Genomic DNA, 20,443 nt, shown 5'->3' with positions numbered 1-20,443 from the left:
CTTTTTTAAAAAATAACAGAATAATTTAACAACTTAAACATAATGTAAAGTATTTTATATACGTTGTATATATAGAAAACACATACAAATGTTGATAAATATTAATTCAAGTAAATATTTACTTTTTACAATGCAACTTGTAAATCTATTTATTTGGATTTATAATTAGATATAGTTTCCTCATGTTAAAAAGATTTAAAAACCATAAGAAAACTAATCTCATTGCTTGAAAAGGAGGAAAAAGCATGCAAATCGGATCAAATATTCATACATTATCTCAACCTACTAAAATAACTCCATCTACTCTTGAGCATAATACTATCTCTTCTACTAAACTTGAAAGTACGAAAGTAAATGATTCTATCAAGTTTGATATTCGTTCATCTGAAAAAGAAATGAAACAGCCTGAGCATAAATTTAATGAATTAGATTTATGGAAGATGTTAAAGGATAAAGGTGTTCCTTTATGGATTATCCTTGAAATGCTACAAAAGGCTCGTAAAGAAAAAGAATCCCAAAATAATTCAGTTCAAAATTCAAATGCGATTGAGGAAACAAACGAGACTCGATTAAATGAAGTAATGTAAAGCATAATAATTGATTTGTCTATAGACTAAAAAGAGTTCGAAGCTGATGAAATTTTTATCAACTCCGAACTCTTTTTTAAGGTTTTTCGCCAATCGTTACAAATTGAAAAGATACTTCTCTTTCCAAACCTTTAATTAACTTTTTTACTTTGACATTTTCATTAATCAATGTATTATCTGTCGACATTTTAGGTTTTTCGTCACCTAGAGATTTTTTCAAATGAAGAAGATGCATTTTCATTTCATTTGCCTTTATTTCTTTATAAACACTATTTTTTGCTACAATCATATACCATTCCGTTGAATATTTACGATTGTTGCCTATCCAAGCATCACTATCGTATGTAACAGGAATCTCTTCCCCTCCTATTTTAATACTTTTCATAGTCTTATCGGCTTCACTTGTAAATAATAGTGCTCCTTCTTTTGGGAATTTCGGTAACGTATCTATAATATAATTGGAGCCATTATCTTGTTTTCGAAAAAGTTTTTCTTTAATCAATGCTTGTGCTGTAGATTCATTTAAAATTAAGACATTTCCAACTTCCCCTTTTTTCACAGAAAACACTTCATTTTCTTCCGTAATTCCCTGATAACGATTAATAATTGGTGAAATATTATTTTCATCTCCAATAATTAATACACCGTTTGCAGGAAATGGATTCTCCTTTTTAGAACATGCACTAAAACTTATTAATAGTAGTATCGTTAACATAAAAATAGTTAAAGTTCTTTTCATCTCGTTTCCTTTCATCATACAGTTCATTTTTCTACATACTTTATTGTAGTCTTACAAGCTAATAAATTCTATTGCTCCATAACCTTATAAAGCTTTTGCAGATAACGCCAACGGGTTATAAAGAAATATAAAACTTGTATACATATAAATGAAATTAAAATAACGATAGAACTATTTATGATAGAAAAATCGACTAATTGCTGTAATGCTATATAAGCGACTACAGTATGAATCACTGCAACGACAATTGGTAAAAAGAACATTAATAATAACTGTCTCGTTACAACTTTTTTTAACTCACCTTTACTTAATCCCATTTTCGAAATCATTTTATATTGCTGCTGATCGCGATCCAAATCTGTATATAATCGGAAATAAATAAAACTAGCAGCGAATGTAAAGAAGACGATTCCGACTAAAATACTTACCATAAGTAATAAACCATTCTTTTGCTTTGCTTCCAACAAGTTTAATGTTAAAGCTTCAAAGTAGAAATCTCTGTCCCTAAGATCTTTATCGAATATACTCTTTAATTGATTGGAAATCTCTTTCGTTTTTATCCAATCATCTACAACAAATCCGTAAGTACGATATGGAATTTCTTTATTAACTGGGTCACTAGTAAGAGGCATTCCATCATATACCTGATCTTGAACAGCGATATAAATAGTTCTAGAATCGTGTGGTAAAACTAAATTTTCTACAGCTTTTTTCACATGAAATGTCTTTGTCCAGTCACCTTGAATGACTTCTATATTCTTTTTATACTCGCCATTTTTAAATTCTTGTTTTTGTGATACGACTCCAGGAATTAATAAAATTTCATCTTCTTTTTCAATTGTTTCTTGTTGATAACCTAGTGCTTTAGCAAGATCGTTGTATTCACTTAACTTCATTACATTTACGCCATTTTCTGTGTATATATATGAAGATGAAGCCATTCGATACGGAATATTAGCATCAGAAAGGTGCTTTTTTATAATAGAAAGATTTTTATTCAATACTTTGTCATTTTCAAGACTTCCATACAAAAATGTATACGGATTTGTCATCCTTACCAAATCCCTATTTCCAATTGCGGCTGTTGTACCAATTGCTGTAAATGCAACTGCTGAAACAATAGATACTATAAAAAACATCGTTGCATTATCTTTCATACGGTAAATTAATTCAGAAAATGTTAATATATTTGTTCTCTTTAAAAAGAAAGAGTCCCTCCTTTTAGCAAGGCGCAATATATACACGCTACACTGTGTATATAAAAAGTACGTTCCTATAATTACTAGGAGCACACCTATTCCAAGCGTAATAAAATTGGTACTTGGTATGAAGCGAAATACTGAAAAATATCCATACCCTATACTAATTAAAGAAAGTAGCGATAATAAAACTGAAGATTTCGGTTCAGGTTTTGGCTTTTCCTCTGCTCGAATAAGTTCCACAAGTTCCGTTACTTTTATCATTTTAAATGTAAATAATGAAACAATTAAAAACAAGAAAAGAAATGTGATAACTGTTAATAATACAGCCCGCACTGGTATATAAAAAGGTAAACCATTATTAATCATTAATACACTTGCACTTATCAATAAGACTAGTTTAGAAAATATGAGTCCAATGAAAATCCCTATACAAATTGAACCAAGTCCAATCAACATATTTTCAATTAATAATAATTTCTTAAGCTGTCTCATTGACATACCTTGCATCAATAAAACGCCAAATTCTTTCTTACGCGTTTTTAAAAACGAACTAACTGAATATAAAATGAAGAAAAATGAAAATACAAAAATCAATCCTTGCGAAACTGAAAATCCCAATGTACCAAATGCACTTATTGTTGCACTTGTCGATTTCAACTCACCTTGTAAATCAGGATGAAATAATAAAAGAGCATACGTAAAGAAAATCATAATAGAAAATGCACTACTTAAAAAATGGGCAGCATATGTACGCTTATTGCGAAAAATATTATTAAATGCGAACTGACGAAAAGTCATGCCTTTTCCCTCCTAACAAAGAAAGGACATCCATAATCTTTTGATAAAAAGTTTGCCTACTTTCACCACAATAAATTTCGTTATATAGTTGACCATCTTTAATAAAGATTACTCGGCTGCAAAAGCTCGCTGCATACGGATCATGTGTAACTAACATCATCGTTGCTTTTTCTTCTTTATTTAGAGTATCAAGCATCTCCATTACATCATTTGAAGATTTAGAGTCTAAATTCCCTGTTGGTTCATCTGCAAGTAACAATTGCGGCTTATGAACGATCGCACGAGCGATTGCTGTTCTTTGAGCTTGTCCCCCTGATATTTCAAACGTTCTTTTATTCAATATATCTGTAATATTTAACTTCTCTGCAATCTCTTCCAATCGCTTGTTCATTTCTTGCACGGAAACACCATCTAAAGTCATCGGCAATACGATGTTTTCTTTTACAGTAAGTGTGCTAAGAAGATTAAATGATTGAAAAACAAATCCTAATTGTTTTCTGCGGAATAACGCTAATTCTTCTGATGATAATTGAAAAGGATTTGTGCCATTAATAAATATTTCTCCCGATGATGGAGAATCAATAGTAGATACCATATTTAATAACGTTGTTTTCCCACTACCTGATGGACCCATAATTCCTACAAATTCACCTTCTTGAATTGATAAATCAATATCTACTAATGCTTTATAAGGTACTTTCCCTTTATATACTTTACTAATACTTTTAGCCTGTAAAATTTCCATGTATATTCTCCCTTCATTTCCACTACTCACTATAAAGTGTAAATGAATTATCTTACAGCTCATATTGATTCATCTTTCATTTACCTTACACGCTTGTAAGATTTCTAAAAAAACTGACAACATAATTATTTCAAACTAAAATTAACGCATAACTATCTTATAATAATTGTATAGTAGTAGGAAATATAATGTATAATAAATCTTTATTATATAAATGAGAAAAGACCGATTGCTATCGGTCTTTTACTACCAAACGTTATATTTTTATCCACTCAGATTTTCTCAATATATAATGATTATATATTTGATTTTCTATCCTCTGTTGGCTCTTATAAATAAACCCGCATTTTTCAATAACTTTATTTGATGCTACATTGTTAATTAAAGCAATTGCGTTAAGGACATTTAAATTTGTTTCTTTAAACAAATAGTCAATTAAACCTTTAGTCGCTTTTGTAGCATGGCCATGATTTTGATATTCATTTGAGATAGCATACATTATCTCTCTGTTTGGTGAAGCGAGTTCTTCTTTCATACCTGTGCAGCACCATCCAATGAGTTCATTTGTAGCTTTCTTAAATATTCCTAGCTTTAACATATGATTATCTATGTTATTCGTAGTTTTCACTGCATCAAGAAATGCTTTGTTTGCTGGTATTTCATAATCTGCAATCCAATCCACCCTTTGTTCTTTCGTTGATTTCCAGTCTGGTAAAAATTTTGCTATTTCCGGTTGATTTGCTATTTTATAAATACTCTCTGCATCTTTGACAGTAAACTCTTGCAAGTATATATCTCTACAATCTATTTTAAATAACTTAGTGAATCTCTCTTCTCCCATGTTAATCCCCCTTACTTACGTTATAGCTCCTTAATCTGCTTCGTAAGTTCCATAAACCGTTCATCCAGTGCTTTATATTCTTTGTCTTTAGAAGTTAAAAAGCTTAATTTTCCTAATACTTCTTGTCTCTCTGTTTCTAACGTTAAACGTAGCTCTTCAATATCATCTCTTGTTTTAGTAGGTTCTTCTAGCTGCTTTTGTATCGTATTGTTTGAAAACACGAGTTTTGTGTTAGTTGTTTTCTCCAGAAAATATCGATCGTGAGATACAATTACTAATGTTCCGTTATACTCAGCTAATGTATTTTCAAGTTGTTCACGTGAAGGTAGATCCAAGTGATTCGTCGGTTCGTCTAAAATGAGTACATCTTTTTCATCTAAAATATAAGCCATTAGCTTACACTTTACTCTTTCTCCCATACTCATATGCTCAATCGGCTCTTTCCATTGAGACGCTTGGAATCCTAAATGTTTCATTAAATTTTGGACTTTTCCTCTTTCTTCAAACGTCTCTTTAAAAAATAAATTTTCTGGTGTTTTATCAAGCGGTAAATCAAAAACTTCTTGTGTTAAATAGCCGATGTTTGCTGAAGGTGAAATCCATATTTCTCCTTCAGCAGTTTCCGTTCCCATAATCATCTTCAGTAATGTTGTTTTCCCACTACCGTTTGGTCCAACAATCGCAACTTTCTCACCGTGCTGAATTGTAAAATTAACGTTTTCAAATAATACTTTCCCATGAAAGTCTTTTTTTAATTGCTTCACTTCTAAAAAACGTTTTCCTACTTTTTTGTTCGCTTGAATAGAAAACTCAACTGAATACTCTTCTTTCACACGTTCTACTTTCGCTTTCTCCAGCTCTTTTTCAAGTCGTTTTCGTTTTGACTTCACTTGTGCATCCATTCGCTTCGCTTTTACACGATAGAATTCTTTCACACCTTCTTGTTTTGTAGACTGCGCGTGTGCCTTTTGTGACCATGAACTCAATTCTTTTATATGTGTTTCTACTTGTTCTATCTTTTTTTGCTGCTTTTCATATTCACGCTGCTGCGACTTCCTTCTTTGCTCACGTGCTTTCATGTAGCTCGTATAATTACCACTATGCTCAATTAATTTTTTGTCCTCAATTGACCATATTTTTGTTGCGACAACATCTAAAAAATATCGATCATGCGATACAACAATAACTGTACCTTTCATGTTTTTTATTTGTTTAATGAGAAATCCCGTACTGATCTCATCTAAATGATTTGTCGGTTCGTCTAATATTAAGACATTAGGATTTTCAGCAAATCCTTTTGCTAATCGAATTTTCAGCTTTTCACCACCACTTAAAGTATGAAAATCGTTCGTTGGCACGCCCCATTTCGCAAGAAGTTCTGCTTCTTTTGCAATTACATCATTACTAATAAAAGATTCTATTTCTTGCTCAACATATGCGGTTGTCATATTCATTTGCTGCCATTCAACAATCCCTTTTGAAGGCTCAATCTTTCCATTTATTAATTGAAGTAACGTTGATTTACCAGCACCGTTTTTACCAATTAATCCGATAACATCCCCTTGTTTTACTGTCACATTCATTTTCTCTAACAACATATTTTCTTTTATTTCAACATAAACATCATTTAATTTTAATAGTTCTTTCATAATACCTATCCCTTTCATTAAGGGAGAATAAAAAAATCCTCCCAAATAAATTTGGCAGGATTAGTCGTTAAAATATTTACACCCAAATAAGCTATTACGTAACATAAATAGCAATACCGTTCTATGGAAATTGGGCAGACTAATCCTATTTTTTAGAAATTGAAATTTATTGAATTTCAACATTTAAAAATAAGATTAGTTAATCATCGTCCACCCATCATTCCTTTCCGTCATTAGTAACCATATTGTACCATGATAATACTGTATGCGTAAATATTATTATTTGTACTACAAAAACCATTATTTTTCATTTCTACAATTTCATGTGCTCGTATCTTTAATTTTTACTAATTTGTATCGTTTATTCATATGAAAACTTAAAAAAAAATACAAAACAAGGCTAAAAAACTTATCTCCAAAGTTCTTTAGCCTTGATCAATTTTTACACATTAAAAAATATTACTCGTACTGCCGTACCTTTATCAACTTCTGAATGAATCTCTACACTATGACCTAATTGTTTTGTAATTTCATATACAAGATATAGCCCCATTCCTGTTGATTCTTTAAAACCTCTACCGTTTTCTCCTGTAAAGAAAGGTTTGAAGACTCTTGGTAAATCTTGCTTCGGTATACCTACGCCATTATCAGCAATTTCAAGTATAACGGTATTACCTTCATTACAAGCTTTCACTTTAATCTTTTCTCTACTTCCTGATGAATATTTAATCGCATTCGATAGTATTTGCCCAATTAAAAATTGTAACCATTTCACATCACTTTCTACAGTAATGCCTTTATCAATTTCAAGCTCTGGATATACAAAATTCCGGATAAAGAACCGTTTATGCTCATGTACCGAATCATTTACTATTTTATGTAGTTGTACTCTTTCTACATAAAAATCTTGTGTAAATGCTTCTAAACGTGCGACATACAGAGCCATTTCTAATCCCTTTTTTAATCGATCAGTTTCCTCATTTATACTTTCAAAACGTGAATCTACTTCATCCTGTGTAATTAATTCTATTACAGATAAAGGTGTTTTCATTTGATGGATCCACTGATTCATAAAGGTTAAATGGTCATTATTTTTTCTCTCTTGCATTTGCAGCTGATTTTGATAATGTCGATATTGCACCTCAACTAGTTCTTGAAGAGCAGCCGATACAGCTGCAAAATCAGATTTTTGAACAGATTCATCCAAAGATTGCATCGGGTTTGCTAAGCGCTCATAAAAAGAACGATGTGTAAAATAACGAAACACTAAATAACTTCCCATAAAGAAAACCCCTAGAAACATTGCATATAACGCCGTTGTAATGTGATTATGCCCATCAAACCAATATACGAGAAATATAGCTAGTAGTTGAATTATAGTAAAGCAAATAAGTGGTATATGATCACGTATAAACAACCTTATCATTTTTCTATACCAGTATCCCAAGTAATATGCAATCTATATCCAACACTACGAATCGTTTCAATCGCACCTTCTATATGTAACGTTTGTAACTTTTTACGCACACGTGTTGTATTTACACTTAATGTATTATCATCAACATAAGATTCGCTATCCCATAATTTATTTAACAACACTTCCCTACTCACAACACGCGGATAATTTTTCATTAATGTCTCTAATAAAATAGCTTCGTTTCTCGTTATATCAATCTCTTCGTTTCTAAGTTTCAATACAAGTCTTTCAGGATATAAACAAAGGCCTTGTTGCTCAATCATTCGCTCTTCTAGTTTCGGTGCATAATCTCCATATGCACGTCTTAAATGACTACGAATTTTCGCCACTACAACTTCATAATGAAAAGGCTTCGGAATAAAATCATCGCCACCGTTTTCTAACGCCATAACTTGATCCATCGTACCTTCACGAGCCGAAATGAATAGTATCGGACATGTAGAAACACCACGAATTTGACGACACCAAAAGTAACCATCAAAACTCGGTAAATTAATATCTAATAAAACTAACTCTGGTTGTTCATCTAAAAAAATGTCTAATACATTTTGAAAGTCCGATACAATAACTCCTTGATAACCATATTTCGCAACATATGTTGATAATAGTTCTGCAATTTTCATATCGTCTTCTACAATCATAATTTTGACCATTATTGAACTCCTTTTTAATGCACAATCTCAAATATACTTATATAAAATAAATACTACCTCTTTTCACAAAATCCGTAAATTAAAAAAAGGATGCTTTTATACAAAAGTATCCTTTTTCGTCCCTTATCTATTTAATATGAAATTTACTAAAAGTAAATCCTAGTTTCTCCACATAATCCATCCCTAATTCCATACGCGCCGTTTTCAACGGGTCCACAACTTGGCAAACTTTTAAATTACCTGCTGCCGATAATAAAAGAGTTGCATCAGCTTTAGACATTGCTAATTCTTCATGTAAAAATGTCACCATATTATGTACAGCACGACTTGCTGCATCATCTAACAATTTCTCTGAAGCAATCGTCATCATTTTTTCTTTTTGAATAGCCATTGGTAACGGCCATTTCTTTTCTTTTATAATTTGAACTGTTACAGTTACCTCACCAGCAACCTCTACACCACTAACACCAATTTCACCATCCCCCATCGCTGCGTGTAAATCGCCTAATGCTAATAGAGCACCAGGAACATTTACAGGTAATAGCAATGTCGTCCCTTCTTTTATCTCTTTACAATCCATATTTCCACCATGATCATGCGGGGTGCCACATGAAATGCTCTCTTCTTTCGGCGCAGTACCAATAACACCAATCATTGGATTAATCGGGATTTGTAGTTCACTTGAAAACAAAACATGTTCGTTATGTATTGGGACAATTTTCACTGTATTTTCATTTAACTCATCCCCCATTACACCAAGGTTTGCACCTGTAGTTAAAACGCCCTGCTCTGCAATTTTAATTTTTTCAATCGTTACGACTAATATATCACCAGGTTCTGCACCATTAATAAATACTGGACCAGTCGCTGGATTAATTCGGTTCCAATCTAATTCTTGAAACGCAACATCTTCAGAATCAATTTGATTTTCAAAGCAATCATATGTTTCAAATACAAGACGACTCCCTATTTCTACTTCGATACAAGGCTGATTATCTGGTGACATTGAGTAAATGATATGGTCTTTATGAATTCGATACATAATACCTCTCCCTTTTATATTTATCTACTATTACTAATTAGCTTTTTTTATACAAGCTCCTCTTAAAGTTAATATTATTTTTATGTAAAAAAGCACGCAGATTGTTTTATAACATACAATCTTTACTATAACAGAAAGGTGGTATTGCTATGCCCCTTATTCCATACAACGAAAGTGATGTTGATTTACTAGCTCGTTTAATTCGTGCTGAAGCTGAAGGCGAAGGTCGCCAAGGTGAGGAGTTAGTTGGATGCGTTGTAGTAAACCGTGTATTTTGTGATTGCTTAGATTTCAAACAACTCCGTACCGTACGCGACGCTGTATATCAAAGCCCCGGCGGATTCGAAGCAGTACAATACGGGTATTTTTACCAACGCGCTCGTGAATCAGAAAAAGAAATCGCACGAAAAGTTTTGCAAGGTGAATGGCGCTGGCCCGCACGATGGGCACTTTGGTATTTCCGTCCAGTTGGAGCTTGTTCACCTGAATGGTATAACCAGCCATTTGTAGGACAGTTTAAAAGCCATTGTTTTTATGAACCAAGTGGTGATGAATGTCCGAAAATGTATTCACGATAGTAAAAAAGAAAACACTGAAAGTACCTGCTTTTATATATACTTTCGGTGTTTTCTTTTTATTCAAGTAATCTAATAGTAAGATAAAATATTTAACTCCTATAACATTTTATTAATTGAATATTCAACATGTACTGAAGTTTCTTAGACTAATAGAAACCAAATGGTATATAAGAGATTATCACTAAATAACAACTTTTAGTTTTAATATATATATTTGTTTATAAAAAAATGATAAACTAATTTACGCATTGGAAAAATTTTATAATGATAAAAAGGGGATCACTATGAAATTACTACGTTTATTTCTCATTCTAACTCTTGTTGTATTATTAAGCGCATGTGGTAATACAGCAGTAAAAGTCACCAAGGTTCAAAAAAACGGCGAAACAACTTTAAACATTGGCTCCCTGAAAGGGTATTACGATGTACAAACGATCAAAACTGAACAAGGAAATGTACAATTCCCTTTTGATGCAACCGTTGAAGAGGGTACAATTTTATTACAAATCACTAAAGACGATAAGGTCATTTACGAAGAAGAAGTCACTTCTCAAAAAGAAGGTTTACTTTCTTTTGAAGCACCAAAATCTGGATCTTATAATTTAATTGTACGCGTAAAGAACGAAAAAGAAAAAGCAAAAGGTATACAAATACATACAAAACTATAAAAAAACGGCAAGCGAATTCTAGCTTGCCGTTTTTTTTATAACTCAATTTTCATAATATATACTTATCGATTAAACGAATTGTTTTGTGTATACTTCATCTTTATTTACATTCTATATTTAGACATTATTCTTAAAAAATCTTCTAAAATAAAAATTAAGTTATGATTTCCGGAATTTTAGTTTAATTACCTAAAAAAATTCTTTATCGCTTCTAATTGAATTTTGTGGCTACACTCATCACAACAATATGCCCCTTTTGGTTTCTCTTTAAATCGCTTATATTTTTCACTACCTTCGTAAACACGAAATATATTCTTACAAGAAAAGCAAACAATTTCGTAAAACATCATATGCATTTTCCTCTCCTTGTTTATACACTTTTTTAATCACTTGTGAGAAGGTCATTTTTCTACAGTATAAATCTTAATATCCTCTGACTAAAAGGTTTACCTCTATTCTTATCGAATTATATTAATATCTTATAACGCGAGGTGAACATCTTGTTCAGTGATATAGAATTAGTTTTAGATGCTAAAGCAAGTTTAGCTGAAGGACCATGTTGGAATGAAAAAAAGCAACTTTTATATTGGGTTGATATTATGGAGAGAAAATTATGCATATACAATCCTACCGCTAATACGAACCGAGTAATTGCTCTCAATCAACAAATTGGCTGTGTTGTTCCATATTTAGAGGATGTACTATTCTTAGCTATGGAAAACGGCTTTTATTCTATTAATGTAAATACAGAAAAACTGACACATATTTTTGACCCCGAACAACATTTAATAGAAAATCGTTTTAACGATGGAAAATGTGATCCCGCTGGTCGTTTCTGGGCAGGTACTACAGATACATACGGTATGAATGCTGCAGGTTCCTTATATTGTTTACATAATAATTTAAGTGTAGAGAAAAAAATTTCACATGTAAATACTTCAAACGGAATGGCTTGGTCACCTGATCATACATACCTTTACTTTATAGATACACCTACTAAAAAAGTGGTTCGCTATCAATATAATATACGTACTGGAGAAATTCATAATCCAAGTGATGTAATCATTTTCTCTGAAAATGACGGTCTACCTGATGGTATGACAATTGACGAAGAAGGTTGTTTATGGATTGCACATTGGGGAGGTTCAAAAATAACTAGATGGAATCCCTCTACTGGAGAACAAATATTAAGTATTCCAATTCCTGCGTTATATGTAACATCATGTACGTTTGGTGGGCCTAACTTAACTGATTTATATGTTACAACAGCCAGAACAAGAATGACGGATGACGAATTAAAACAGTATCCACATGCTGGTGGTATTTTTCGAATTCAAACAAATGTTAAAGGCTGCCCCACCTATTCATTTTGTAATGAAAATATTGGAACTGACACAATATGAACCGTATCGATTACATAAGACAAGAAGAAAAGGAATATCACGATCTTTGCTATGAACAATATAAACTATTTGAAACTGGATCTTGGCTTCACAAGCCGGTTAAAACAGTTATTGATTTAATGGACTACTTTGAAGAGAAAAACAAATTACAAGTGCTTGATCTTGGCTCTGGCGTCGGTAGAAATAGCATTCCAATTGCACAAAAGATTAAAAATGCTAGCGGAACTGTTACATGTGTTGATTTACTTGATTCCGCTTTAACAAAGCTACAAATTTATAGCAAAGAACATGACGTATTCGAGGTTATAAAAACAGAACAAGCAGCAATTGAAAACTATCATATTAGATCTAATACTTATGACTATATCGTTGCAGTATCAAGTTTGGAACATGTCAAATCAGAAGAAGATTTTAAAAATGTACTCCAATCTATGAAAAGAGGTACAAAAAACGGCGGTATTAATTGTTTAATTATTAACTCTAACATACAAGAAATTGTTTTAAAAACGAATGAAGAAGTAAAAGCTTTAATTGAAATTAATCTCCCAACCGAAGAAATGATACGTCTATTAAAAAGCATTTATAAAGGATGGAAAGAAGTAAAAGTTGAAATAAAAGAATTAGCTTATAATATAGTTCGTAATGAAAGACACATTCAATTAAAAACAAATGCTATAACGTTTGTAGTTCAGAAATAATCGTATAATAAAGATATGGTTATTTCTCTCAGATTTATTTTTATTGCACGAAATTTGCAAGTATAAATATTTATGAAACAAAAAAATAAAAGAGCACTTGTTTCCGCAAGTGCTCTTTTGGGGATTTTGAGATACCCTATTAACGAAAGTTAAGGTTACTTAAAGTTAAAAGGTATTTATATTATATGCTTGTCCTTTTTATTTGTGCATAATCAATATATAAACATCTTTAATCATTCTTAATAACTTTTAGTTATCGTTCTTTCTTACATTTTATCATTAAGAAATTGATTGAAGGTTTATTTACTATGTTCTTATTTGGTTCATCAATTTCCGAAACTTGTACTAATCCATATTGATTAAAATCTTTTTTTATAGATTCAGAATCATAGAAGAACATTTTTACACCTTCCATTATCTCATAATAATCTTTATCCAACTGTTTTCCTTTTCCGTACATGGGAGCTTTTTTAGAAACAGTTGTAAAAACCATATATCCACCTGGTTTTAACTGATTATAACAATCTTCAATAAATTTTTCTCTTTCCTGTCCATTCAACAAATGAAGAAGTGCATGACTAAATATCCCATCATACAGTTTATTATCAAAAGGCATTTCGTTTACTGAACCGTGATACATACTAACATCTTCTAGTCCGTTTTCTCTTGCTAAATCGATCGCTGTTTTCGAAATTTCAATACCTGTTACATTTATACTATTTTCGATAAATACCTTTGCGTTTCTACCATATCCAATACCGGGAACTAATATGTCCTTAATGTTCTTTTCTAGAAAAAAATCTTTTGTCAAAATTGCAAATTCTGTAGGTTCAAATCCCCACATTGTTTGTTTCTCAATAAAACTTGATTCCCAAAATTCCATTATGTTTCTATCTCCTTGTTTTCATCTCATTTTTAGTATCACATTAAAAACTTATCAACTTTTACACTGCGGCTACCTATGCCAAATTAATTTTTTACCACATTCACTTTAGGTCCATTGAATATAGCATAATTATAAGTCTATATCTATTATAATGACTGGTTTAAAATCCACCCTATTTTATTAATCCTTACGCTTGTAGAAAATAAAAAAAGCCAATGCTACTTCCATTTAGAAATTGTTCCACCTCCCTTGATTTCAATTCAAAGAAATGAATGATAAGTAGTATGCTTGCAAATATGATGGCCGCGAATATAGATGGGACTACTTTCCTACTTAATACAGGCTCTATAATAATACGCGCAATTGATACTACTATAATGATTTCAACTCTTGTCATTTGGCTAACAGATTTACTACCTGTCATTTTTAATGCAAGAATCCCAGTGAGAATTAAAGTAATGCTTTCAACAATAATATGCATAATAGCCCAATCCTTTAATGGTAAATGTTATTAGCATGCTAGATGCACTTTAAACTTTTTGGTGAAAATTAAAACTTACATATATAGAAAATGGATCTATTTAGATCCACCTTTTTTCAATAAGAATTTGATGATCTATTTTCTATTGTCAAAAAAACAAAAGCACCCAAATGGATGCTTATAGATTAAACTTATTCATTATTACTTTCTCCACTTTTATCATCAACTGATTTCAAGTCTAACATGCTGCCTATATCAGGCGGTAAAGCTAGCTCTATACCAGCTACTGGTTGATTATCTTCATTAAACCATTGTTTCTTAAATTTACTCAATTCTTCATTTTTCTTATTTCCATCCATATTACCCCGCCTTTTATGTACGTGATATTAAATACTTTACTTAATATGTACATTGAGAAAGATAATATACGATTTGTACATAATGAAAGAGCAACAACCCGTTGTGCCTATTAAAAATTAACACGTACATGCTACTCCTCGTTTTATTATCATATTAATGACAAAATATATGTAAGCTACGTGACAAGTACGTTGTCATTTTATTCATATGAGACAAATACTTTTAAAGGAGTAATTATTCCTTGACTTAATTCCTCAAAACATTTCTCAAGTGCAGTATAATGAATTTCATATTGAAAAATCTCTTCTATCCATGGCGTCTGTTCTATTTGACTAAAAAACCAATCTGCATGTTTTTGGTAACCATATCCATCACTTGAACCAATGATTTTCAATTCTTTTCGATAAAATTCGGCGGTTAATGTTAAGTCTTCTATATTACCATCAGAAAGAATACATATCGCTCTATTACTATTAATAGCCTTTTGTAATGTGTGAAACCCTCTATTTGTAGCAGAACATTCCAAACCGTAATTATATGTTTCTATTATTTGTTTTTCTGAATCAAAGAGGTTTTTCGCACCAAACTTCTTTGCAAATTCTCTTCTATTTTTATTTGGCTCAACAACATCCACATGCTCAACACCTACATAGGATTTTAAGAAATAACAAGCGAGTAAACCAATAACTCCCATTCAAAATAAATGCTATACTTTAAAGATATCATCTATTGGTAGTTTATTTCCATTTAAAACAATTATGTCCTAAACAAAAAGAGCACTCAACAATTGGGTGCTCTAAAAATTATTAACATAACACTTTTCTTCTACTTTTTATAACTCAGTTCTATCACTTTCGGTATATGATTGTTATCATATTTCCTTTTATAGAGGTAACGTCAGGAAAATACGAATATACAAAGTTAAGGAATTTTCATTACTTTATAACCATTTTTAAGTTATATTCAATAACCATGCTTTGACATTGTCTAGAGCATGGTTACTATTTAAACAAATATAAATCTGCTTAGTTGATTTTTTAGTTCATCAATTTATTGAATTCATTAACTGAAAGAAGTATTCAGGTTTGTGAGTTTTATTTAGGTTAAACCATGAATGTAATGTATCTGGTGCAAATACATCTAATTTTTTCAGTACTTCCATCGCAAATTCCAGAGGAGCTATTCCTGATGCAGTAACTAAGTTCGCATCAGATACCGCAGATCTCAACTCATAGAATTTTTCTCCTTTATAGTTAGGACATACCATTTTAGTGTATTCTAAATTATTAGTTGTATGCTTTCTAGTATCTAAGTATCCCCTATTTGCAAGGGCCTCAGTTGCACCACAAATTGCACCAACAATAGTACCAAACTTTAAAGCTTGGCCAACTCTTTCCAAGATAGGTTGATGAATCTCTTCACTCCAAGTAGTCCCTCCTGGTAAAATTAAAAGATCTTTACTCTCAAAAGTACATTCATCAAGGGAAATATCTGGTTTTATGCTCAGTCCCCCCATAGTAGTAATCATTTCTTTATTAGCTCCTACTGTAATTACTTTTAAAGGTACTAAATCTTTTTTAAAATATCTTCCTGAATTTAGTTCGGTAATTAAATATCCATATTCCCAGTCCGACATTGTATTAAATACATATAGAAAAACTTTTTTTGTTTGCATCCCATATCACTCCAATCACAATTGATATGGATATTATAATATAACTTCCCTGACAGTTAACGTCAGGGAAGTTATCATACTTCATGAAATTTTATTAATTCCGACAGAACTTCAATAAGTCTTTTCTTAAGACTTATTGGCTCAATAACTTTAATAGATTTATTGTACGGTAAAAGTAAATAAGGTACATATGTATGTATCATATCTTTTTCAAGAAGAAAAACTGCTTGATTTGAAGTTCGCACTTGTAAATAATGCCCTAAAAACCAATGTTGGCAAATATCATCCAATACACTTTTATCCCCACTAATAACCAAAGAAATAATCCCTTCCTTATCTTCTATAGTTGGAAGAAGATTTTTTATAAAAAAGTCACGTGCTGAAAAATTTTCTGGCCGGTTAAACTTATTTTCGGTTAGCATTAAATTTTCAATTCGATCTACCCTAAAACTACGGATATCATTCCTAAGATGACAAAATCCAATCACATACCACTTATTATTCCAATAGATAATTCTGTACGGATCGACCAATCTATAATTTAATTGCTTTTTCCCACTTTTATAATAAAGAATTTTTACTGAATACCCATCAGTTACGGCCTGCTCCAACTCCTTCAAAAAATGTTCCATAGAGGATGAACTAAATCGACTTATTACTTCTAGACTACTTAAATGTCGGTTTATCTTTGCTTCCTGCTCTTGATTTGAGTATTTACTTAGTTTTGAAATGGCCCTATTTAATGCTTCACCTCCATAATATCCGGCTTCTTCTGCAAAAACAGCAGCGTGAAATAGTGAAGTTTGCTCTTCAAAATCAAAAAAAAGAGGAGCCTCAATAAAATTGTTTAATAACGTGTATCCACCGTTATGTCCTGGTTCTGAAATTATAGGTACACCACTTGTTGAAATTGTATCAATATAACGATACACAGTCCTTATATTCATCTCTAACTTTTCTGAAATTTGTTTTGCAGTAATTTTTTTATCTGAGCGAAGCATCCATAGAATCGCTAACATATTATCAATTTTAGGCATGTAATTCCACCTCTCTATGGAATTTATCCCTTATTATATATTTCTGATTTTTAGTATAACTCATCAACTGTTCCTTTCCGATAGCTTTCTAAATAATGAGGCCCTAGACACATTTGTAATTTCACAAATTTCATTTACATTCATATCTACCTCTTCATAAAGCTTTACTGCATAATTCATCCCTGCATGATTTTTATGGTATTTCTTTAACCGACCTTTAAATTTTCCTTCTTTCTTATTCAGCTCAATCCCTTTATGTTTCCACGTACGGATCAGATCACGTTCTAATTGGTTTACACCCGCCATAACCTTAATTAAGCATTGGCTTTAGGAATTATCTTCTAATAAATCGTGCCATGTATCTTTGAAGGATTATAATTATCATCCTTATTATAATATTCAGTTACAAAAATAAATTCAATTATTATAGCGATACACACAAACAAAAGAATTATTTTGCGTCTCACAACAAAGCTACTTATTCATTTTTTTCTTTTTTAAATTGGAAGGTTATATGTTCCAATTGTTTGATTTCCTCTATTATTTTACGAATTCCTTCTTCAATCCTATCTTCCTTTACATTCGATACGTTTAACTTTAATAGTCTTTCTTGCGGAAAACCTCTCACATAATTTTTATCAATTGTATCAATACTTATTTGTTTTTCACTTAGTCTTTGGAAAAACATTTCTGAAATACTCGTTTTATGTAATTTTAAACAAGTATGAATTCCAATTGTATTATGCTTTTTATATGTGAATAAAAGTGGGTTTTCACTATGAGTTCTTTCTAGTGTTTCTGCTAATTTTTTAGATCTATCGTGATAGGAAGATTTAATTTTATTTTTATGACGTTCAAACATGCCACTCTTTATATAAATTTCTAAAGCAGCTTGAGATATCATTGGGCTATCAATATCTAAAATTTTTTTATATGTATAAAAAGCATTCGCAATAATCGGTGGAATAACTGCTACACCAACTCGTAAACCTGGAAAAATAATCTTCGAATAACTTTTCAAATATATGACATGATTATTATGATTCAAGCTATATAACGGATCAGCTTTCGAATCCGTTTCTAAATCTGCTAAGTAATCATCTTCCACTATAAATACATTATATTTCTTAGCCAATAATACGATTTTTTCTTTCTCATCTTTAGAATAAGAAGTTCCAAGCGGATGATGATATCTTGGTATTGTATAAAAGAATTTTATTTTACCTGTTCGAAAAATACGTTCCAACTCATTTAAGTCAATCCCTTCATTCGTACGTTTAATACCAATTACAGGAATTTGGTTTATTTCTAGATATTCAATATATAGATGATATGTTGGTTGTTCAATTAATATCGTTTCATTTTCATTTGGAAATGGTATAGAAGTTAATATTGCTAGCGCCTGCTGTACACCTGACGTTATAAAAATATTTTCTTCTTTAGTGAAGACTTGATAATTTGCTAATTGTTTTTGAATGACCGGAATTAAAGACGGTAAACCTTTTGGCGTCCCATATACGAACAAGTCATTTTTATATGTATCAATGGCTTTATTAATACAATGTTGAAAATCTAAATATGGAAAAACATCTGGATCTGGTGCTGAAGAGGCAAAGTCAATTATCTCGTTACTTTCTATGGTACTCCCTGATTTTTTAACAACGTAGTATCCACTCTGAGGCACGGAATAAATAATATGACGCTTTTCTAATTCGTGAAGTGCACGTATAACTGTTGCCTTATTACACTTATATTGCATAACGAGTGACCGTATAGACGGTAATTTCTTTCCTTCTTTTATCTCTCCATATTGAATCATGTTTTCTAAATCATTTAAAACATGTAAATACTTATACATTATGACACCTCTTACGTTTATTTTGTACCGGTACAGTTTGTATTTATTCACATTGTAGCACTAGATCAGAAAGATTAATATGTACGTATACTGGCCAGTAAAAAATCAGTTACTATGAGGTGAAATTATGAAACTTACAACAAAGGCATATTTATCAGCTTTACTCTATTCATTTATTATTGGATTTTCCTTTTTATTCGTGAAACTAACACTAACCATTACAAGCCCTCTTGATACTCTGGCTCATCGTTTTACAGTTGCTTTCATAGCAGCAAATATTCCGATTATTTTTGGATTCGTAAAGTTAAATATATCATTAAAAAACATACTTTCTCTTTTACCAATTGCGTTTTTTTATCCAGCACTTTTTTTTGCTTTTCAAGCTTTTGGCTTATTGTATACAAGTTCCTCTGAGGCGGGAATTATACAAGCGGCGATTCCTATATTTACAATGATGTTAGCTTCCTATTTTTTAAAAGAGTATACAAATACATGGCAAAAAATCTCTGTACTCATTTCTGTCATTGGTGTCATTTATATATTTATCATGAATGGTATAGGAACTCATGAAACTAGTTTCATAGGTGTTATTCTTATTTTGCTATCGGCATTATCATCTGCTTTCTATAATGTGTTAGCTCGAAAAATGACGAAGAAATTCAAACTAATGGATTTAACTTACACTATGACAGTAATCGGTTTTATTAGCTTTAATTTAATCGCAATCGCCAGCCATATAAGTAAAGGTACAATAACGGTATACTTTAAACCTTTTACGAATGGAACATTTCTTATCTCAATTTTATATTTAGGGTTACTATCGTCCTTGCTGACGGCATTGCTATTAAACTATTCCTTATCTTATATTGAAGCAGCTAAAATAAGTGTTTTTAGCAATTTATCTACACTTATTACAATTATCGCGGGTGTTGTATTCTTACATGAACAAATCGCATACTATCACATCATCGGAACAATTTTGATTGTTCTTGGAGTAGTGGGCACAAACTTCTTAGTAAAAAAAGGGATTGTAGTAAAGAAGAAGAATACTTCCTTAAGTAAATAA

General features: G+C 31.3%; 20 protein-coding genes and 3 pseudogenes. 6 read left to right on the top strand and 17 right to left on the bottom strand.

What is annotated here, in order from left to right:
* The first annotated feature begins 245 nt into the window (after positions 1 to 245).
* Positions 246 to 587, top strand: coding sequence for a DUF3914 domain-containing protein (locus tag MR143_RS13715; RefSeq protein WP_001165521.1), 342 nt, complete (start codon positions 246 to 248; stop codon positions 585 to 587).
* A gap of 76 nt (positions 588 to 663) precedes the next feature.
* Here the strand turns inward: MR143_RS13715 and MR143_RS13710 are convergent, their stop codons facing one another.
* The 8 genes from MR143_RS13710 to MR143_RS13675 form a co-directional block, all read right to left on the bottom strand.
* On the bottom strand, positions 664 to 1,344 hold the full coding sequence (locus MR143_RS13710; protein WP_000975423.1) for a lipoprotein BA_5634 family protein: 681 nt from the start codon (positions 1,342 to 1,344) through the stop codon (positions 664 to 666).
* A 50-nt stretch (positions 1,345 to 1,394) separates the two neighbouring features.
* Positions 1,395 to 3,326, bottom strand: coding sequence for an ABC transporter permease (locus MR143_RS13705; protein ID WP_000144157.1), 1,932 nt, complete (start codon positions 3,324 to 3,326; stop codon positions 1,395 to 1,397).
* Positions 3,301 to 4,071, bottom strand: coding sequence for an ABC transporter ATP-binding protein (locus MR143_RS13700; RefSeq protein WP_000404440.1), 771 nt, complete (start codon positions 4,069 to 4,071; stop codon positions 3,301 to 3,303). The genes MR143_RS13705 and MR143_RS13700 overlap by 26 nt, the downstream gene beginning before the upstream one ends.
* Positions 4,072 to 4,327: 256 nt before the next feature.
* Positions 4,328 to 4,912, bottom strand: a complete 585-nt coding sequence (locus MR143_RS13695; protein ID WP_000503533.1) for a GNAT family N-acetyltransferase — start codon at positions 4,910 to 4,912, stop codon at positions 4,328 to 4,330.
* Between the two features lie 20 nt (positions 4,913 to 4,932).
* Positions 4,933 to 6,561, bottom strand: coding sequence for a ribosomal protection-like ABC-F family protein (gene abc-f / locus MR143_RS13690; RefSeq protein WP_002164032.1), 1,629 nt, complete (start codon positions 6,559 to 6,561; stop codon positions 4,933 to 4,935).
* Between the two features lie 442 nt (positions 6,562 to 7,003).
* On the bottom strand, positions 7,004 to 7,987 hold the full coding sequence (locus MR143_RS13685; protein WP_002181525.1) for a sensor histidine kinase: 984 nt from the start codon (positions 7,985 to 7,987) through the stop codon (positions 7,004 to 7,006).
* A complete protein-coding gene (locus tag MR143_RS13680) occupies positions 7,984 to 8,691 on the bottom strand; it encodes a response regulator transcription factor (protein ID WP_000239007.1) in 708 nt (235 codons plus the stop codon). The genes MR143_RS13685 and MR143_RS13680 overlap by 4 nt, the downstream gene beginning before the upstream one ends.
* A 127-nt stretch (positions 8,692 to 8,818) precedes the next feature.
* Positions 8,819 to 9,733 (bottom strand): acetamidase/formamidase family protein, encoded by a 915-nt coding sequence (locus tag MR143_RS13675; RefSeq protein WP_000285656.1) that lies wholly within the window; start codon positions 9,731 to 9,733, stop codon positions 8,819 to 8,821.
* Positions 9,734 to 9,882: 149 nt separating this feature from the next.
* Between MR143_RS13675 and MR143_RS13670 the strand changes: the two genes are divergently transcribed.
* Complete coding sequence (locus tag MR143_RS13670) at positions 9,883 to 10,311, top strand: cell wall hydrolase (protein WP_001128399.1); 429 nt, start codon at positions 9,883 to 9,885, stop codon at positions 10,309 to 10,311.
* A gap of 284 nt (positions 10,312 to 10,595) precedes the next feature.
* Positions 10,596 to 10,979 carry a BA_1872 family lipoprotein gene (locus tag MR143_RS13665; RefSeq protein ID WP_000771814.1) on the top strand — a complete coding sequence of 128 codons (384 nt, stop codon included), beginning with the start codon at positions 10,596 to 10,598 and terminating at the stop codon, positions 10,977 to 10,979.
* A 185-nt stretch (positions 10,980 to 11,164) separates the two neighbouring features.
* Here the strand turns inward: MR143_RS13665 and MR143_RS13660 are convergent, their stop codons facing one another.
* Positions 11,165 to 11,335 (bottom strand): DUF2197 domain-containing protein, encoded by a 171-nt coding sequence (locus tag MR143_RS13660; protein ID WP_000551042.1) that lies wholly within the window; start codon positions 11,333 to 11,335, stop codon positions 11,165 to 11,167.
* A gap of 144 nt (positions 11,336 to 11,479) precedes the next feature.
* Here MR143_RS13660 and MR143_RS13655 point away from each other — a divergent pair, with 144 nt between their 5' ends.
* Both MR143_RS13655 and MR143_RS13650 read left to right on the top strand, forming a co-directional pair.
* Entirely contained in the window at positions 11,480 to 12,382 is a 903-nt protein-coding gene (locus tag MR143_RS13655; RefSeq protein WP_242280803.1) for an SMP-30/gluconolactonase/LRE family protein, read from the top strand.
* Positions 12,379 to 13,080, top strand: a complete 702-nt coding sequence (locus MR143_RS13650; protein ID WP_001079444.1) for a class I SAM-dependent methyltransferase — start codon at positions 12,379 to 12,381, stop codon at positions 13,078 to 13,080. The genes MR143_RS13655 and MR143_RS13650 overlap by 4 nt, the downstream gene beginning before the upstream one ends.
* Before the next feature lie 253 nt (positions 13,081 to 13,333).
* Here the strand turns inward: MR143_RS13650 and MR143_RS13645 are convergent, their stop codons facing one another.
* The 8 genes and pseudogenes from MR143_RS13645 to MR143_RS13610 form a co-directional block, all read right to left on the bottom strand.
* Positions 13,334 to 13,963 (bottom strand): class I SAM-dependent methyltransferase, encoded by a 630-nt coding sequence (locus tag MR143_RS13645; RefSeq protein ID WP_000397581.1) that lies wholly within the window; start codon positions 13,961 to 13,963, stop codon positions 13,334 to 13,336.
* A 217-nt stretch (positions 13,964 to 14,180) separates the two neighbouring features.
* A pseudogene (locus MR143_RS13640) lies at positions 14,181 to 14,447 on the bottom strand (DUF421 domain-containing protein); the annotation flags it as partial.
* A 191-nt stretch (positions 14,448 to 14,638) separates the two neighbouring features.
* Positions 14,639 to 14,806, bottom strand: a complete 168-nt coding sequence (locus tag MR143_RS13635; protein ID WP_000348946.1) for a hypothetical protein — start codon at positions 14,804 to 14,806, stop codon at positions 14,639 to 14,641.
* A gap of 200 nt (positions 14,807 to 15,006) precedes the next feature.
* A pseudogene (locus tag MR143_RS13630) lies at positions 15,007 to 15,501 on the bottom strand (MDR/zinc-dependent alcohol dehydrogenase-like family protein); the annotation flags it as partial.
* Positions 15,502 to 15,852: 351 nt separating this feature from the next.
* Complete coding sequence (locus MR143_RS13625; protein WP_001193607.1) at positions 15,853 to 16,482, bottom strand: type 1 glutamine amidotransferase family protein; 630 nt, start codon at positions 16,480 to 16,482, stop codon at positions 15,853 to 15,855.
* Positions 16,483 to 16,556: 74 nt separating this feature from the next.
* A complete protein-coding gene (locus MR143_RS13620; RefSeq protein ID WP_001124115.1) occupies positions 16,557 to 17,519 on the bottom strand; it encodes a helix-turn-helix transcriptional regulator in 963 nt (320 codons plus the stop codon).
* A gap of 63 nt (positions 17,520 to 17,582) precedes the next feature.
* A pseudogene (locus MR143_RS13615) lies at positions 17,583 to 17,891 on the bottom strand (helix-turn-helix domain-containing protein); the annotation flags it as partial.
* 106 nt (positions 17,892 to 17,997) lie between these two features.
* Entirely contained in the window at positions 17,998 to 19,377 is a 1,380-nt protein-coding gene (locus MR143_RS13610; protein ID WP_000280140.1) for an aminotransferase-like domain-containing protein, read from the bottom strand.
* A gap of 127 nt (positions 19,378 to 19,504) precedes the next feature.
* Between MR143_RS13610 and MR143_RS13605 the strand changes: the two genes are divergently transcribed.
* Positions 19,505 to 20,443: a DMT family transporter gene (locus MR143_RS13605; protein WP_000779453.1), complete on the top strand. Its 939-nt coding sequence runs from the start codon at positions 19,505 to 19,507 to the stop codon at positions 20,441 to 20,443.

The organism is Bacillus cereus group sp. BfR-BA-01347 (assembly GCF_022663835.1).
Lineage (GTDB): Bacteria > Bacillota > Bacilli > Bacillales > Bacillaceae_G > Bacillus_A > Bacillus_A thuringiensis_K.
Note: the sequence above shows the minus strand (reverse complement) of the source record. Positions and strands in the feature narration are given on the sequence as shown.

What these genes read in the sequence shown, in the direction of transcription:
- MR143_RS13695 (WP_000503533.1), bottom strand. Translation starts at nt 4,912, where the DNA reads ATGGGAGAAGAGAGATTCACTAAGTTATTTAAAATAGATTGTAGAGAT.
- MR143_RS13665 (WP_000771814.1), top strand. Translation starts at nt 10,596, where the DNA reads ATGAAATTACTACGTTTATTTCTCATTCTAACTCTTGTTGTATTATTA.
- MR143_RS13635 (WP_000348946.1), bottom strand. Translation starts at nt 14,806, where the DNA reads ATGGATGGAAATAAGAAAAATGAAGAATTGAGTAAATTTAAGAAACAA.
- MR143_RS13715 (WP_001165521.1), top strand. Translation starts at nt 246, where the DNA reads ATGCAAATCGGATCAAATATTCATACATTATCTCAACCTACTAAAATA.
- MR143_RS13685 (WP_002181525.1), bottom strand. Translation starts at nt 7,987, where the DNA reads ATGATAAGGTTGTTTATACGTGATCATATACCACTTATTTGCTTTACT.
- MR143_RS13625 (WP_001193607.1), bottom strand. Translation starts at nt 16,482, where the DNA reads ATGCAAACAAAAAAAGTTTTTCTATATGTATTTAATACAATGTCGGAC.
- MR143_RS13670 (WP_001128399.1), top strand. Translation starts at nt 9,883, where the DNA reads ATGCCCCTTATTCCATACAACGAAAGTGATGTTGATTTACTAGCTCGT.
- MR143_RS13680 (WP_000239007.1), bottom strand. Translation starts at nt 8,691, where the DNA reads ATGGTCAAAATTATGATTGTAGAAGACGATATGAAAATTGCAGAACTA.
- MR143_RS13700 (WP_000404440.1), bottom strand. Translation starts at nt 4,071, where the DNA reads ATGGAAATTTTACAGGCTAAAAGTATTAGTAAAGTATATAAAGGGAAA.
- MR143_RS13650 (WP_001079444.1), top strand. Translation starts at nt 12,379, where the DNA reads ATGAACCGTATCGATTACATAAGACAAGAAGAAAAGGAATATCACGAT.
- MR143_RS13645 (WP_000397581.1), bottom strand. Translation starts at nt 13,963, where the DNA reads ATGGAATTTTGGGAATCAAGTTTTATTGAGAAACAAACAATGTGGGGA.
- MR143_RS13620 (WP_001124115.1), bottom strand. Translation starts at nt 17,519, where the DNA reads ATGCCTAAAATTGATAATATGTTAGCGATTCTATGGATGCTTCGCTCA.
- MR143_RS13675 (WP_000285656.1), bottom strand. Translation starts at nt 9,733, where the DNA reads ATGTATCGAATTCATAAAGACCATATCATTTACTCAATGTCACCAGAT.
- abc-f (WP_002164032.1), bottom strand. Translation starts at nt 6,561, where the DNA reads ATGAAAGAACTATTAAAATTAAATGATGTTTATGTTGAAATAAAAGAA.
- MR143_RS13660 (WP_000551042.1), bottom strand. Translation starts at nt 11,335, where the DNA reads ATGCATATGATGTTTTACGAAATTGTTTGCTTTTCTTGTAAGAATATA.
- MR143_RS13610 (WP_000280140.1), bottom strand. Translation starts at nt 19,377, where the DNA reads ATGTATAAGTATTTACATGTTTTAAATGATTTAGAAAACATGATTCAA.
- MR143_RS13705 (WP_000144157.1), bottom strand. Translation starts at nt 3,326, where the DNA reads ATGACTTTTCGTCAGTTCGCATTTAATAATATTTTTCGCAATAAGCGT.
- MR143_RS13710 (WP_000975423.1), bottom strand. Translation starts at nt 1,344, where the DNA reads ATGATGAAAGGAAACGAGATGAAAAGAACTTTAACTATTTTTATGTTA.
- MR143_RS13605 (WP_000779453.1), top strand. Translation starts at nt 19,505, where the DNA reads ATGAAACTTACAACAAAGGCATATTTATCAGCTTTACTCTATTCATTT.